The organism is Pseudomonas sp. BN505, from assembly GCF_029873175.1.
Classification (GTDB): domain Bacteria; phylum Pseudomonadota; class Gammaproteobacteria; order Pseudomonadales; family Pseudomonadaceae; genus Aquipseudomonas; species Aquipseudomonas putida.
This window is the reverse complement of record NZ_SSOI01000045.1, coordinates 359,412-374,758: the sequence shown is the minus strand read 5'-3', so window position 1 is coordinate 374,758 and position 15,347 is coordinate 359,412. Positions and strand designations below refer to the sequence as shown.

The following is a 15,347-nucleotide window of genomic DNA, read 5'->3' as shown; positions in this document are numbered from 1 at the left end:
AGAGCGCGAGTCTGATGAATTCTGTTCGAGCGCGCTGCCACAGTTCGGTGACAGTTTCATGACTCCCGCCAGGCGGTGCGGCCGAACGCCCAGTCGACAGCCGCGCCAACATGAGAGAAACTCAACTCATTCCTTGTTTCTTCAAACCTACACCCCGGAGTCAGCAGTGCTGGAGATCCGTCACCTGAAAACCCTTCATGCCCTGCGCGAAGCCGACAGCCTGGTGGAGGCCGCCGAGCGCCTGCACCTGACCCAGTCGGCGCTGTCGCACCAGTTCAAGGAGCTTGAAGAGCGCCTGGGCCTGCCCATTTTCGTGCGCAAGACCAAGCCGATCCGCTTCACCAGCGCCGGGCTGCGCCTGCTGCAACTGGCCGATGCCACCCTGCCACTGCTGCGCGGCGCCGAGCGTGACATCGCACGCCTGGCCGGTGGCACTGCCGGGCGCCTGCACATGGCCATTGAATGCCACAGCTGCTTCCAGTGGCTGATGCCGACCATCGACCAGTTCCGCGATGCCTGGCCGGAAGTTGAGCTGGACCTGGCCTCCGGCTTTGCCTTCGCCCCCCTGCCAGCACTGGCCCGCGGTGACCTGGACCTGGTGGTAACCTCCGACCCGGTGGACCTGGCAGGCATTACGTACGTGCCGCTGTTCACCTACGAGGCAATGCTGGCGGTGGCCAACCAGCACCCGCTGGCCAGCAAGCCTTACATGGTGCCGCAAGACCTGCTCGACCAGACGCTGATCACCTACCCGGTGGAGCGCGACCGCCTGGACATCTTCACCCGCTTCCTGGAGCCGGCCGACATCGAGCCGGCCGCCGTACGCACCTCGGAGCTGACGGTAATGATGATGCAGCTGGTAGCCAGCGGCCGTGGGGTATGCGGCATGCCGCACTGGGCACTGCACGAGTACAGCTCGCGCGGCTATGTGAAGGGCAAACGCCTGGGTGAGAAAGGCCTGTTCGCCACCCTTTATGCCGCCGTGCGCACCGACATGCTCGATGCGCCTTACATGCGCGACTTTTTGCTGACCGCCAAAGACACCTCGTTCGCCACCCTCGATGGGGTCAGCGCGGTGCGTTGAGTGCCTGGCGGTACAGCGGCAGGATCAGGTCGCGGGTGAGCGGCGCCAGTTGCATGACGGGCGCCTGGTCAGCGGCCAGCCAGACAACCTCTTCGATCTCCGCAGCCGGGACCACGGCTGCGGCACTGTCGACACGGAACAGCTCGGCCTGCACTTCGAAGCCTGGCTCGTTGGCGGCTGGGGCACTGAACTGGCCCAGGTGCACGGCCTGGGCCGGGTCGATGTGCAAGCCCAGCTCCTCGTGCAACTCGCGCACCAGTGCCTGCACCGGCGTTTCACCGGCATCGATCTTGCCGCCTGGCTGCATGAAAGCGCCGGTGCCGCGCTTGCGCACCAGCAGGGTGCGGCCTTGGGGATCGATCAGCAGGGCGGCGGCGATGCGGATTATGTTCGGCATGGATCAGCTCACTCAAGAAATCAAAGAAGATATCGCCTGCGCCGGCCCTATCGCCGGCGCAGGCAACATAGCATCCGCGACGAACGGCCCCTTGCCAACCCGCGGCATACCCTCCATAACCAACACATGAACCTGCCCGCCAAACACCACCCGGTGCTCGAGCTGTTCCACCCTGCCGTGCGCACCTGGTTCCGTCGCCATTTCGCCACGGTCACTGAAGCCCAGGCACAAGCCTGGCCGCTGATCCACGCCGGCCAGTCGATGCTGCTCGCCGCGCCGACGGGCTCGGGCAAAACCCTCAGTGCTTTCCTGGCGGTGCTCGACGAACTGTTCCGTGAAGGCCTGGAGCACCAAGGCGAACTGCCCGCTCAAACCCAGGTGATCTACGTTTCGCCGCTGAAGGCCTTGTCCAACGACATCCGCCTCAACCTGCAAGCCCCGCTCGAACGCATCAGCCAGGCCCTCGCAGACCAGGGCCTGAAAGCCCCACGCATCACCACGGCCGTACGCACGGGCGACACGCCACAAAAGGAACGTGCCGCCATGCGCAAGCTGGCCCCGCACATTCTGGTGACAACCCCAGAATCGCTGTACGTGTTGATGGGCTCTGCTTCAGGCCGTGAAGGCCTGGGTACTGTGCATACGGTAATCGTCGACGAAATCCACGCCCTGGCCGGCAACAAGCGGGGCGCCCATCTGGCGCTGACCCTGGAACGCCTGCAAGCCTTGTGCAAACGGCCACTGCGGCGCATCGGGCTGTCCGCCACACAACGCCCGGTCGAGCGGGTGGCAGGGTTTCTGGCCGGTAGCGGGCGCCCCTGCGCCATCGTCGATGTTGGCCATGCGCGCCAACGCGATCTGGCTATCGAAGTGCCGCCGGTGCCACTGGGCGCGGTGATGGCCAACGATGTCTGGGGCCTGGTCTACGACCGCCTGGCCACCCTGGCGCGCGAACACCGTACTACGCTGGTATTCGTCAACACCCGGCGCCTTGCCGAGCGCATCACCCGTCACCTCAGCGACCGGCTGGGCAAGGAGGCGGTAGCCGCGCACCATGGCAGCCTGTCCAAGGAGTTGCGCCTGAATGCAGAGCAGCGGCTCAAGAGCGGCCATTTGCAGGTGCTGGTAGCCACCGCTTCGCTGGAGCTGGGCATTGATATCGGCGAAATCGACCTGGTGTGCCAGATCGCCTCGCCGGGTTCGATTGCCGCCTTCCTGCAACGGGTTGGCCGCGCCGGCCACCAGGTTGACGGTGTGCCCAAGGGGCGCCTGTTCCCCACCTCACGCGATGACCTGATCGAATGCGTGGCCCTGCTGGACTGCGTGCGCCAAGGCGAACTGGACGAGCTGCACATACCCCGGGCACCGCTGGACGTACTGGCCCAGCAGATTGTCGCCGAAGCCAGCAACCAGGACTGGCACGAACAAGCCCTGTTCGACTGCCTGCGCCAGGCCACCCCCTACGCCGAGCTCGACCAGCGCCACTACCAGGCGCTGCTCACCATGCTCGCCGAGGGCTATAACGGCCGCCAGGGCATCCGCAGCGCCTATTTGCACCGCGATGCGGTCAGCGGCACGCTGCGCGGCCGTCGCGGCAGCCAACTGACGGCGCTGACCAGCGGCGGCACCATCCCTGACAACGCCGACTACACCGTGCTGCTGGAACCGCAGGCGCTGAACATTGGCAGCGTCAATGAAGACTTTGCCGTGGAGAGCATTGCCGGCGATATCTTCCAGCTGGGCAACGCCTCTTATCGCATTCTGCGCGTCGAGCCGGGCCGCGTACGGGTGGAAGATGCCCATGGCCTGCCGCCGACCATTCCGTTCTGGCTGGGTGAAGCGCCGGGGCGCAGTGACGAGCTGTCTGCCGCCGTAGCCCGGCTGCAGGCGCGAATCGACCAGCAACTGGATCGAGCTGACGGCGACATGCTGAAAGTACTGGCCTGGGTGCAGGCTACCTTTGAGCTGGGCGAAGACAGCGCCAGCCAGTTGCTCGACTATCTGGCCCGCACCCGCGAGGTACTTGGCGCCCTGCCTTCGCAGGACACGCTGGTGATGGAGCGCTTTTTCGATGAGTCGGGCGGGACCCAACTGATCATCCATTCACCCTACGGCAGCCGCATCAACCGCGCGTGGGGCCTGGCCTTGCGCAAGCGCTTCTGCCGCACCTTCAACTTCGAGCTGCAGGCTGCCGCCAGCGAAGATGCCATCGTACTTTCACTGTCGACCAGCCACAGCTTCGAGCTGGACGAGGTGTGGCGTTACCTGAACAGCCGCAGCGCCGAGCCGATCCTCGTCCAGGCCCTGCTGGATGCACCGCTGTTTGGCGTGCGCTGGCGCTGGAACGCTGGCGTGGCCATGGCGCTGCCACGCTTCGTGGGCGGGCGCAAGGTAGCGCCGCAGATCCAGCGCATGAAGAGCGAAGACCTGGTGGCCGCCGTGTTCCCAGACCAGATCGCCTGCCTAGAGAACATCGCCGGCGAGCGGCAGATACCCGATCACCCGTTGGTCGAACAAACACTCGACGACTGCCTGCACGAGGCGATGGACAGTGAAGGTTGGCTGGCCCTGTTGCGACGCATGGAAAGCGGGGCGGTACGCCTGCTGTGCCGCGACCTGCCCGCCCCTTCGCCACTGGCGTCGGCCATTCTCAACGCCAGGCCGTACGCTTTTCTGGACGATGCCCCGCTGGAAGAACGGCGCACCCAGGCTGTGCTCAACCGACGCTGGAGCGAGGTGCGCAGTGGCGACGACCTGGGCGCCCTGGACGCTGATGCCATTGCCGCCGTCGCGGCCGAAGCCTGGCCGCAACCGGGCAATGCCGACGAAATGCACGAAGCGCTGATGGGCCTGGGCGCGATCAGCCAAGCTGAAGTGCAAGGCAATGCCAGCTGGGACCTGCTGCTCAGGCAACTGGCCAAGAACGGTCGGGCCTTGCGCCTGGCGGACGAGAAACTGTGGTTGGCGCGTGAGCGACTGGGCCTGCTGAGGGTGCTGTATTCGGATGCTCTACTGGAGCCTGCGTTGCAGGTGTTGCCAGGGTTTGATCAGGCCATCGACCCGGACCTTGCCCTGAGTGAACTGTTACGTGCCCGCCTGAGTGGCCATGGCCCCAGGACCGCGACGCAGATTGCGGCACCGCTTGGCAAGCCGTTGCAAGCAATCGAACAGGCGCTGGCCCGCCTGGAAGCCGAAGGCTATGTGCTGCGCGGGCACTTCAGCCCTGGTGCCACCGACCTGCAATGGTGCGAACGCCATTTGCTGGCGCGCATTCACCGCTACACGGTCAAGCGCCTGCGCCGCGAGATCGAACCGGTCAGCCTGCAGGACTTCATGCGCTTTCTATTCGACTGGCAGCGCCTGGCGCCCGACGAGCGCCTGCGTGGCCCGCAGGCGGTGGCCGAAGTACTGGGCCAATTGCAGGGGTTCCCCAGCGCCGCCGGGGCGTGGGAGGCGGAACTGCTGCCTTCGCGCATCAAAGACTACAGCCCGCACTGGCTGGACGATGCCTGCCGCAGCGGCCAGTTCGCCTGGAGCCGGCTGGCGGCAACGGTGGCGAGCAGCACCCTATCGAGTACCCCAGTGGTGCTGCTGCCGCGCGACCAGCTGAACACATGGCGCAGCCTGGCGCCCGCACCAACGGTGGATGCCCTTGGCCTGCGTGCGCAACGTGTGTACGAAGCGCTGAAAACCCAGGGGGCGCTGTTCTTTGATGAACTGGCGCAGGAGGCGCACCTGCTGCCCAGCGAACTGGAAACCGCGCTGCAGGAACTGGTGGGCTCGGGCCTGGTCGGCGCTGACAGTTTCACCGGCTTGCGCAGCCTGATCACGCCTGCGGCCAAGCGCAGTTCACGTAATAGCCGCCGAGGTCACCCCCCGCTTTCCAGCAGCATGGTGCATGCCGGGCGCTGGGCACTGCTGCGTCGCAGCGATACGCCGCCGGATCACGACCAGCGCCTGGAGGACGTCGCTCGCACCCTGCTGCGCCGCTATGGGGTGATCTGCTGGCGGCTGCTTGAGCGCGAGAGTGATGTGCTGCCGCCCTGGCGTGAACTGCTGCGCTGCTATCACCGGCTGGAGGCGCGTGGCGAGATCCGTGGCGGGCGCTTCATTGCCGGGCTGGCGGGTGAACAGTTCGCCTTGCCGGAGGCGGTGGGGTTGCTGCGCCAGGTCCGCCGCCGCGACCCGGACGGGACATTGCTGGTAGTGAGTGCCAGTGACCCGCTGAACCTGATCGGCGCGTTGCTGCCCGGGGCGAAAGTGCCAGCGGTGAGTGGGAACCGCTTGTTGTATCGCGACGGGGTACCGGTGGCGGTACGGGTGGCCGGGCGTTACACGTATCTGGTCGAGGCGCCCGCACAAGAGCAGGAAATCTGGCGGCAGAAACTGCTGCGTGACAAGCACTGAGCATTATTGGGTTTACCGGCCCTATCGCCGGCAAGCCAGCTCCCACAGAGATGTCACTTCGCTTGACGGTGGTGATGACCTGTAAGAGCTGGCTTGCCGGCGATAGGGCCGGTACAGCCAGTACATAACTTGGCGAGAATGATTTTCGCTACCCCGATTTTAATTTGCAGGGCCCTGCAACTTGGCTATGGTCGGGGTTTGCCCCCAGGCCCTGAGCCTGACCGCGCCATCGCAAGGACCCTGTATGAGCCTGTCACTACTCAGTCGCTATGCCTTCTTCGCAGCCTGTGTGCTGTTCACCTTGGCGAGCCTGCCCTTCATCCACCACGAATGGTTGTGGCCGTTCACCCTGACCACGGGCCTCCTCAGCCTGATCGGCCTGTTCGACCTGCTGCAGCAACGCCATGCCGTACGTCGCAACTACCCGATCCTGGGCAATATCCGCTATCTGGTCGAGGCCATTCGCCCGGAAATCCGCCAGTACCTGCTGGAGTCCGACAGCGACGCCCTGCCATTCTCCCGCGCGCAGCGTTCGCTGGTGTATGCCCGGGCGAAGAACGAAGCCTCGGACAAACCGTTCGGCACCCTGATCGACGTGTACGAGTCCGGCTTCGAGTTCATCGGCCATTCCATGCGCCCGGCGCCGCTGGCCGACCCGGCCAGCTTCCGCATCATTGTCGGCGGGCCGCAGTGCAGCCAGCCGTACTCGGCCTCGATCTTCAACATTTCGGCCATGAGCTTCGGCTCGCTCAGCGCCAATGCCATCCGCGCCCTCAACCAGGGCGCCAAGCTGGGCAACTTCCACCATGACACCGGCGAAGGCAGCATCAGCCCCTATCACCGCGAGCATGGTGGCGACCTGGTCTGGGAGCTGGGCAGCGGCTACTTCGGTTGCCGCACGCCGGACGGGCGCTTCGACCCCGAACGTTTCGCCGCCCAGGCGCGCAGCCCGCAGGTGCGCATGATCGAAATCAAGATGAGCCAGGGCGCCAAGCCTGGCCACGGCGGCATCCTGCCCAAACACAAGGTCACTCAGGAAATCGCCGAGACCCGCGGCGTGCTGATGGGCGAAGACTGCATTTCGCCGTCGCGCCACAGCGCTTTCTCCACGCCGATCGAGATGATGCAGTTCATTGCCCAGCTGCGTGAGCTGTCCGGCGGCAAACCGGTCGGCTTCAAATTCTGCCTGGGCCACCCGTGGGAGTTCATGGGCATTGCCAAGGCCATGCTGGAAACCGGCATCCTGCCCGACTTCATCGTCGTCGATGGCAAGGAAGGCGGTACCGGCGCCGCACCGGTGGAGTTCACCGACCATATCGGCGTACCGCTGCGCGAAGGCCTGCTGTTTGTGCACAACACGCTGGTTGGCCTGAACCTGCGTGACAAGATCAAGCTAGGGGCCAGCGGCAAGATCGTCAGCGCCTTCGACATCGCCAGCGTGCTGGCCATCGGTGCCGACTGGGCCAACTCGGCGCGCGGCTTCATGTTCGCCATTGGCTGCATCCAGTCGCAAAGCTGCCACACCAACAAGTGCCCGACTGGCGTGGCCACGCAAGACCCGCTGCGCCAGCGAGCCCTGGTGGTGCCGGACAAGGCCCAACGGGTGCTGAACTTTCACCACAACACCTTGCGTGCCCTGGCCGAGATGCTCGCGGCGGCGGGCCTGGAGCACCCGGCGCAGCTGGAGGCCAAGCACCTGGTGCGGCGCGTCTCGGCCACCGAGATCAAGCTGTTCTCGCAGATGCATGTGTTCTTGAAGCCGGGGGAGTTGCTGACCGGCGAGGTGGATGGGCAATTCTATTCGCGCATGTGGCAGCTCGCCCGGGCCGACAGCTTCGAGCCGCACAGCGAAGTGGCGGCCTGATAGAGCCCTGGGGCTGCTGCGCAGCCCGATCGCGACACAAGGCCGCTCCACAGAAATACGCGATCTCCTGTAGGAGCGGCGTTGCGCCGCGATGGGCCGCAAAGCGGCCCCAGAGGTTTCAGATCAGGAAGCAGTACTGGCTACACCTTGCACGTCTTTCGGCGCCAGACGTAACGCGTAGTACAGCACCGTCAGCAGCACCAGGAACGCCGGGCCAATGTACAGGGCCACACGGGTATCCTCGAAGTACGCCATCAAGCCAACCACCAGCACCAGGAAACCCAGCGCCAGGTATGAGCTCAGCGGCCACAGCCACATGCGGTACTTCAGCGCCTTGCGTTCGGCGGTAGTCAGGCCGGCGCGGAACTTGAGCTGCGCCAGCAGGATCATCACCCAGGTCCAGATCGCACCGAAGGTGGCAATCGACGTGACCCACACAAACACCTTTTCCGGCACCAGGTAGTTGGCCAGCACGCCCAGCAGCAGCGCGCCAATCGACAGCAGCAGCGCATTGCGCGGTACGCCGTTTTTCGAGGTGCGGGCGAAGGCCGCCGGGGCCTGGCCGTTCTGCGCCAGGCTGTAGAGCATGCGCCCGGTGCTGAAAATGCCGCCGTTGCACGAAGACAGCGCCGCGGTGATTACCACGAAGTTGATGATGCCGGCGGCGGTCTTGATGCCGAGGCGCTCGAAGGTCATGACGAACGGGCTGCCCTGGCTGCCGATTTCGTTCCACGGGTAGATCGACAGGATCACGAACAGCGCGCCGACGTAGAACAGCAGGATGCGCCAGAACACCGAGCCGATGGCCTGCGGGATGGTCTTTTGCGGGTTGCGTGCTTCGCCGGCGGTGAGGCCGATCATTTCCACACCCAGGTAGGCGAACATCACCATCTGCAGCGACATCAGCACGCCGGTCACGCCATTGGGCATGAAACCACCGTTGCTCCACAGGTTGGAGATACCCAACGCCACACCGTCATTGCCGAAGCCGAAGGCAATGACGCCGATGCCGCCAAGGACCATGGCGATGATGGTGACGATCTTGATCAGGGCGAACCAGAACTCGAATTCGCCAAAGGCCTTCACTGCCACCAGGTTGACCGCGCCCATGCTGCCCAAGGCCGCCAGGGCCCAGATCCAGCGCGGTACATCGGGGAACCAGATGCCCATGTAGATGGCCACCGCAGTGATTTCGGCAACGCAGGTCACCAGCCACAGGAACCAGTAGTTCCAGCCGGTGAGAAAGCCCGCCAGCGGGCCGAGGTAGTCCTGGGCATAGCGGCTGAACGAGCCGGCGACGGGGTTATGCACGGCCATTTCGCCAAGGGCGCGCATGATCACCAGGATGGCCAGGCCACCGATGATGTAGGACAGCATGATGGCAGGGCCGGCCATTTCGATGGCTTTGGCCGAACCGAGGAAAAGACCGACGCCGATACAGGCGCCCAGCGCCATCAGGCGGATGTGCCGTTCGCCCAGTTCACGCTTGAGCGGGCCGCCTTCATTGGCCTGGCCATGGGCAGAGTGGTTGCCGACTGGCATAGCAATACAACCTCATTTTGTTATTGGATTTGACCTTCGTGCAGCACCGGCCATGCCGATAGGCGTGACGTAGGCTTGCCAGGCTGGCCTCGTGGGCCGGCCCGTGTGCCGGGGTAGAGCACCCGGCAGGGCGAAGGGGCCGAGCAGTATAGGAAGACCGTTGCAGGGATTTTCGCTGTATATACAGGAATAATCAGCAAGTTTTCTGGCGGGCGCAGCGGCCCTGAAAGCTGCCCCGGCACCATAACAACATCGCCGTATCAAGAAACCCACACCAAAGCCGCATAGCCCTACCCCGCTTTTCTCCACCTCCTACAAAATTTTCACCTCACCCGCTCAACGTCTAAGCTTCAGTCAAGCAAGACGAAAACACCTGGCCGGATTGAAGACTATGGGCGCACTGTGGCAATCGGAACCAAGCAGAACGGAAGCACCCGAGATACCTCCGGCCGAGACGCCACAACCGAAGTCCCCCCGTCAGCGTCGGCTATGGTGGCGGCTGATCATCCTCATCCTGCTGGTGGCGCTGGTGGCCATCGGCTTCGCTGCGTATGACGAATTCCGCACCTCCGAACTGCAATCACGCGAGTTCAGCAAACTGGCCGGTACCCTGACCTACTCGCTGGAGCCCGGCCCTAGTGATGCAATCATCTATCCCGGTGACGGGCCGTTCGACAGGCGCCTTGGCTACAGCGCCCTGGGCGAATTCCTGCCACGCCTGCTCAAGCGCGACTACCTGATCAGTGAGCAGGTCAAGTTCTCACCGGCGCTGATGAACTACGTCGATCATGGGCTGTTCGCCCCCTATATCGAGAAGATCCAGGCCGGCCTGTCGATCACCGACTGCCGCGGCGACACGCTGTACCAGTACAACTACCCACAGCACCTGTACCCGGACTTTGCCGCGATCCCGGCGGTGATGGTCAACAGCCTGCTGTTCATCGAGAACCGCGACCTGCTCGATACCCAGGACCCACGCAACAACCCGGCCGTGGACTGGCCACGCTTCGCCAAGGCCGCCTACAGCCAGGTGGCCAAGTACCTGGCCTTGCCCGGCCAGTCCGCGGGTGGCAGCACCTTGGCCACGCAGCTGGAGAAGTATCGCCACTCACCGGACGGCCTGACCGTGTCCGGTGCCGAGAAAATCCGCCAGATGATTTCTGCCAGCGTGCGTGCCTACCAGGGCGGCCCGGATACCACTGAAGCACGCCAGCGCATCGTGCGCGACTACCTCAACAGTGTGCCGCTGTCGGCCGTGCCCGGGCACGGCGAAGTGCACGGCATGGCCGAAGGCCTGCGGGTGTGGTACGGCGCCGACTTCGACCAGGTCAACCAGGCCCTGACTTCCACCGCCACTGACGCCGAAAGCATGGCTGCACGCGGCCTTGCCCTGCGCCAGGTGCTGTCGCTGATGATTGCCCAGCGCCGCCCGTCCCACTACTTGTCCAAGGGCCGCGTGGAGTTGGCCGAACTCACCGATTCGCACATCCGCGTGCTCGCCGCCAACAAGGTGATCGAGCAGCCATTGGCCGAAGCCGCGTTGGCCAGCAAGGCGGTCTACCGCGACTGGGTAGCGCAGCCAACCATCGTGCCGATCGTTACCAACAAGGGCATCAGCCTGGCGCGCAACCGCCTGGCAGCCATGCTCAACCGCCCGCTGTACGACCTCGACCGCCTCGATGTATCGGCCACCAGTACCCTGCAGGCCGACCTGCAACTGCAGGTCAGCCAGTACCTGAAAAACCTTGCCGACCCGGAGTTTGCCGCGCAGATGGGGCTGATCGGCGAGCGCCTGCTCACCAGCAAGACCACCGACCAGGTCAGCTACAGCTTCACCCTGTTCGAGCGCACCGCCGACGGCTCGCGGGTACGGGTGCAGACCGACAGCACCAACCAGCCCTTCGACATCAACGAAGGCAGCAAGCTGGAACTCGGCTCCACCGCCAAGTTGCGGGTGCTGACCACGTACCTGGAGATCATCGCCGAACTGCACGACAAGTACGCCGGCAAACCCGCTGCCGAGCTGAAGAAGGTCGAAGTCGCCGAACTCGACCGCATCACCCAGTGGTCGCTGGAATGGCTGACGCAGAACAGCAAGAACCAGAGCCTGGACGCCATGCTCGACGCCGCGCTGGAGCGCAAGTACTCCGCCAATACCGGTGAAGCCTTCTTCACAGGCGGCGGCATGCACGTGTTCAACAACTTCCGCAAGGAAGACAACAGCCGCAACCCGACGCTCAAGGATGCGCTGCGCGAATCGATCAACCTGCCGTTCATTCGCCTGATGCGCGACCTGGTGCGCTACGTGACCTACCAGCAGCCGTACAACCGCGTGCCGCTGCTGAAGGACGACGCCGACCCTCGCCGCCAGGAATACCTGGCCCGCTTCGCCGACAAGGAAGGCACCAACTACCTGATGCGCTTCTGGAAGAAATACCAGCGCAAGACCTCGCAGCAGCGCCTGGACACCTTCCTGGACAGCATGCGCGTAACCCCGCAACGGCTGGCGGCGGTGCACCGCTACCTGTTCCCCGAAGCAGGGCAGGAAACCTTCAATGCGTTCGTACGTGCCCACCTCAAGGGCGACAAGATTACCCTGGGCAAGCTGACCGACGGCCGCCTGTCAGAGATGTATGACGCCTATGGCCCGGGCAAGTACGACCTGCCCGACCAGGGCTACATTGCCAAGGTCCACCCGCTGGACCTGTGGCTGCTTGGCTACCTGCTGAAAAACCCGAGCTCGACCTTGACCGAAATGGTCAACGCCAGCCGCTTCGAGCGCCAGGAGGTGTACAGCTGGCTGTTCAAGAGCCGCCACCAAGGGGCACGCGACAGCCGCATCCGCACCATGGTCGAGATCGAAGCCTTCCTCGACATCCACCAGCGCTGGAAACGCGTGGGCTATCCATTCGACCACCTGGTGCCCTCCCTGGCCACCGCCATCGGCAGTTCGGGCGACCGCCCCGCCGCCCTCTCCGAACTGGTCGGCATCATCCAGAACGACGGCATCCGACTGCCCACCCTGCGCATCGACACCCTGCACTTTGCAGCCAACACACCTTATGAAACCAAGTTGATCACCGACCCAGACCGGGGCGTGCGGATTCTGCCGGTGGAAGTGGCACGCGCACTCAAAGGCGCCATGTCGCAGGTGGTCGATGCAGGCACTGCGCGGCGTATTTCCGGCAGTTTCAAGCTGCAGGACGGCACGCCACTGGTGATGGGGGGCAAGACCGGTACCGGTGACAACCGCATCGAAAGCTTCGGCGCCGGCGGTCGGCTGATTGGCTCGCGCTCGCTTAACCGCACCGCCACCTTCGTGTTCTTCCTGGGCGACAACCACTTCGGCACCCTCACTGCCTTTGTGCCTGGGCGCTCGGCAGAAGCGTTCAAATTCACCTCGGCGCTGCCGGTGCAGGTGCTCAAGGGCATGGCCCCGATCCTCATGCCATACCTGCAGCCGGGCAATCCGAATGAATGCAAACCGCCGCAGGTTGCGCTGCATACACCACCCGCAGCGGGGAATGCATCGAATCAATAGATGATAATCATCTGCATTAAAGGGCTTGTCTTTAGATATATCTTGAGTAATATCTTACGATATATCGCAAACGACGGAGCCCTGTCCCCATGCGCGAACACACCCCCCATGATCCCTTCGAGCGGCGCCCCGGCCGCGGCGAGCGCGGCCCACGCGTCTTCGCCCCCGGTGACCTCAAGCTGCTGATGCTGGACCTGCTGGCCGAGCAACCCGGCCACGGGTATGACCTGATCCGCCAGATCGAAAACCTGTTCGACGGCAGCTACAGCCCAAGCCCTGGGGTGATCTACCCCACGCTGAATTTTCTTGAAGAGGCCGAGCTGATAAGCGGCCAGGTGCAGGGCAGCAAACGCCTCTATGCCATCACCGACGCCGGGCGCAGCGCCCTGGCCGAGCAAGCTGTCGCCATGGACGGCGTGCGCATGCGCATCGAAGTCAGCAAACGCGCCCTGCGCGGCCATGACCGCCCGCCTGAAATCCATGAAGCGGTCGGCAACCTGCGCCACGCACTGCACATGCACAGCGGCCGCTGGACTCCGGAAGAAATCCAACGGGTTCGCGACTTGCTCAACCATACCGCCAAGGCCATCGCCTCCGGGCCGGCCGACCCTGTCGGGGAGACTTCCCATGAGTGACACCATCCACCGCGTCAACCACGAGATCCGCCAACGCCGTCTGCAGGTACTGCGCGTCACCGAGCTGACCCCACGCATGCGCCGCATCACCCTCGGCGGTGCCGAACTGCAAGGTTTCAGCAGCGTCGGCAGTGACGACCATATCAAGCTGCTGTTCGCCGAAACGCCGGAGCAACAACAGGCCATCGAGGCCCGTAATATGGGCCGGGACGGTGGCGCACGGCCCACCATGCGCGAGTACACGCCACGTCGCATCGACCTGGTGGCCAATGAACTGGACATCGACTTCGTGCTGCACGGTGACGGCCCAGCCTCCACCTGGGCCGCCCAGGCCACCCCGGGGCAAACCCTGGACATCGCCGGGCCACGGGCCTCGCTGGTAGTGCCGGATATGTTCGACAGCTACCTGCTGATCGGTGACGAAACCGCCATTCCGGCGATTGGTCGGCGCCTGGACGAACTGCCGGCTGGCCGCCAGGTGCTGGCGGTGATCCAGATCGAAGACGAGCAGGAGCGCCAGCCGTTGCCGAGCAAGGCACAGGTCGAAGTCATCTGGGTGCGTCGCCAGCAAGAAGATTTGCTGGAACTGGTGAAGAACCTGACCTTGCCGCAAGGCCGGTTGTATGGCTGGGTGGCGCTGGAAAAAGCCCTGACCCGCCAGGCCAAGGCGCTGTTGCTGGAAAAAGGGGTGCGTGAGGATGCGCTGAAGGCTGCGGCCTACTGGCGTGCCGACGGGACTGCGGACGACGAGTGATCTTGATTGCCTACACCGGCCCCATCACCGGCAAGCCAGCTCCCACAGGTACTCCACTGCCCTAAAGGTTTGTGAAGTACCTGTGGGAGCGGGTTTACCCGCGAAGAGGCCAGCACAGGCTAGGCAAATTTCCGCACCCCGCGCCACCGATCCAGCCCCAGCAGCACCAACCCGATCCCCCAGAACCCCGCCAGCACCCCCAGGGCATTGAGCATCACCTGCCCATACCCCAGGCTAGCCACATCGATGAACGGGTAGGCATACATGCCAATCTCGCTCCCGCGCCACAGCGCATAGGCGAAATACACCGCCGGGTACATCGCCCACACTGCCAGGTGCCATAGCCGCAGGCTGCCCTTGGGCACCTCGCACCACCAGTACAAGGCATACAGCAGCGGCATCACATCGTGCAGCAACTCGTCCGCCAGCCACTGCCAGCCTTGCGGGTGCCACAAGTGGCGCAGCAACACGCTGTAGGCCAGCGCCACCAGCACGATGCTGGCTGCCACTGCAGCACTCACCGACGGCGACAGGAAGAAGCGCCTGGCGCGGCCTTCACGACCGAACGCCGCATAGCTGAGCACCGTCGCCACCAAGGTGTTGGTCAGCACGGTGAAATAGCCGAACACATTAATCAGGCCGCCAATCAGGCTGGCCTGTTCCTGCCAGCGCGCCAGCAGCACCAGGTATACCTGCACGGTCAGGCCGAACCAGCCCAGCACGGCCATGCCGGTCAGCCAGGGGCGGCGCGGCATATCAGGCCTTGCGCTGCAGCTTCACGTACAACTGCTCGACCTTTTCTCGCGCCCACGGCGTCTTGCGCAAAAATGCCAGGCTCGACTTGATGCTGGGGTTGCTCTTGAAGCAACGCACATCGATGCGCTCGGCCAGGCCCTGCCATTGGTAGTGCGCCACCAGCTCGGTGAGGATCTGTTCAAGGGTCTTGCCGTGCAGTGCGTTGTGTTGGGCCGTGCTCATGCTGTGCTCCGTAGGAAAGATGCGCACCTTACACGAGTGTAGTGGCGGGTGGGATGCGTCAAGCCCACAGAAAAAATGCTGGCCAGGGGCAAAACCTCTGTGCTGAAATAGTTATGTTATGTTGTAACATTACAAAAGCATCTGC

The 15,347-nt window shown here is 64.1% G+C and carries 10 protein-coding genes; 6 read left to right on the top strand and 4 right to left on the bottom strand.

Features of this window, described 5'->3' with window-relative positions:
• Positions 1-166: 166 nt before the first annotated feature.
• The gene (gene metR, locus E8E78_RS14890; RefSeq protein ID WP_012273904.1) at positions 167-1,084 is read left to right on the top strand and encodes a transcriptional regulator MetR; all 918 of its coding nucleotides are present in this window, start codon (positions 167-169) and stop codon (positions 1,082-1,084) included.
• On the opposite strand, the gene E8E78_RS14885 is transcribed toward metR, so the two are convergent.
• Positions 1,068-1,481, bottom strand: coding sequence for an NUDIX domain-containing protein (locus tag E8E78_RS14885; protein WP_049274817.1), 414 nt, complete (start codon positions 1,479-1,481; stop codon positions 1,068-1,070). The two genes, metR and E8E78_RS14885, sit on opposite strands and share 17 nt — an antisense overlap.
• A 126-nt stretch (positions 1,482-1,607) precedes the next feature.
• Here E8E78_RS14885 and E8E78_RS14880 point away from each other — a divergent pair, with 126 nt between their 5' ends.
• Together E8E78_RS14880 and E8E78_RS14875 are read left to right on the top strand one after the other, a co-directional pair.
• The gene (locus tag E8E78_RS14880; protein WP_049274818.1) at positions 1,608-5,888 is read left to right on the top strand and encodes a DEAD/DEAH box helicase; all 4,281 of its coding nucleotides are present in this window, start codon (positions 1,608-1,610) and stop codon (positions 5,886-5,888) included.
• A gap of 244 nt (positions 5,889-6,132) precedes the next feature.
• On the top strand, positions 6,133-7,752 hold the full coding sequence (locus E8E78_RS14875; protein ID WP_059395470.1) for an FMN-binding glutamate synthase family protein: 1,620 nt from the start codon (positions 6,133-6,135) through the stop codon (positions 7,750-7,752).
• A gap of 123 nt (positions 7,753-7,875) precedes the next feature.
• Here E8E78_RS14875 and E8E78_RS14870 read toward each other — a convergent pair whose 3' ends face one another.
• Complete coding sequence (locus E8E78_RS14870) at positions 7,876-9,294, bottom strand: amino acid permease (RefSeq protein ID WP_049274919.1); 1,419 nt, start codon at positions 9,292-9,294, stop codon at positions 7,876-7,878.
• Between the two features lie 391 nt (positions 9,295-9,685).
• On the opposite strand from E8E78_RS14870, the gene E8E78_RS14865 reads away from it, so the two are divergent.
• The 3 genes from E8E78_RS14865 (at position 9,686) to E8E78_RS14855 (ending at position 14,224) form a co-directional block, all read left to right on the top strand.
• Entirely contained in the window at positions 9,686-12,835 is a 3,150-nt protein-coding gene (locus E8E78_RS14865) for a transglycosylase domain-containing protein (RefSeq protein ID WP_084966552.1), read from the top strand.
• An 89-nt stretch (positions 12,836-12,924) separates the two neighbouring features.
• Entirely contained in the window at positions 12,925-13,470 is a 546-nt protein-coding gene (locus E8E78_RS14860) for a PadR family transcriptional regulator (protein WP_049277635.1), read from the top strand.
• A complete protein-coding gene (locus E8E78_RS14855; RefSeq protein WP_049277634.1) occupies positions 13,463-14,224 on the top strand; it encodes a siderophore-interacting protein in 762 nt (253 codons plus the stop codon). Before E8E78_RS14860 ends, E8E78_RS14855 begins: the two co-directional genes overlap by 8 nt.
• A 119-nt stretch (positions 14,225-14,343) precedes the next feature.
• On the opposite strand, the gene E8E78_RS14850 is transcribed toward E8E78_RS14855, so the two are convergent.
• Positions 14,344-14,979, bottom strand: a complete 636-nt coding sequence (locus tag E8E78_RS14850; RefSeq protein WP_049277632.1) for a Pr6Pr family membrane protein — start codon at positions 14,977-14,979, stop codon at positions 14,344-14,346.
• A gap of 1 nt (position 14,980) precedes the next feature.
• Complete coding sequence (locus E8E78_RS14845) at positions 14,981-15,202, bottom strand: VF530 family protein (protein WP_016498188.1); 222 nt, start codon at positions 15,200-15,202, stop codon at positions 14,981-14,983.
• Positions 15,203-15,347: the final 145 nt, after the last annotated feature.

What these genes read in the sequence shown, in the direction of transcription:
- E8E78_RS14865 (WP_084966552.1), top strand. Translation starts at nt 9,686, where the DNA reads ATGGGCGCACTGTGGCAATCGGAACCAAGCAGAACGGAAGCACCCGAG.
- E8E78_RS14885 (WP_049274817.1), bottom strand. Translation starts at nt 1,481, where the DNA reads ATGCCGAACATAATCCGCATCGCCGCCGCCCTGCTGATCGATCCCCAA.
- E8E78_RS14845 (WP_016498188.1), bottom strand. Translation starts at nt 15,202, where the DNA reads ATGAGCACGGCCCAACACAACGCACTGCACGGCAAGACCCTTGAACAG.
- E8E78_RS14880 (WP_049274818.1), top strand. Translation starts at nt 1,608, where the DNA reads ATGAACCTGCCCGCCAAACACCACCCGGTGCTCGAGCTGTTCCACCCT.
- E8E78_RS14870 (WP_049274919.1), bottom strand. Translation starts at nt 9,294, where the DNA reads ATGCCAGTCGGCAACCACTCTGCCCATGGCCAGGCCAATGAAGGCGGC.
- E8E78_RS14860 (WP_049277635.1), top strand. Translation starts at nt 12,925, where the DNA reads ATGCGCGAACACACCCCCCATGATCCCTTCGAGCGGCGCCCCGGCCGC.
- E8E78_RS14850 (WP_049277632.1), bottom strand. Translation starts at nt 14,979, where the DNA reads ATGCCGCGCCGCCCCTGGCTGACCGGCATGGCCGTGCTGGGCTGGTTC.
- E8E78_RS14875 (WP_059395470.1), top strand. Translation starts at nt 6,133, where the DNA reads ATGAGCCTGTCACTACTCAGTCGCTATGCCTTCTTCGCAGCCTGTGTG.
- E8E78_RS14855 (WP_049277634.1), top strand. Translation starts at nt 13,463, where the DNA reads ATGAGTGACACCATCCACCGCGTCAACCACGAGATCCGCCAACGCCGT.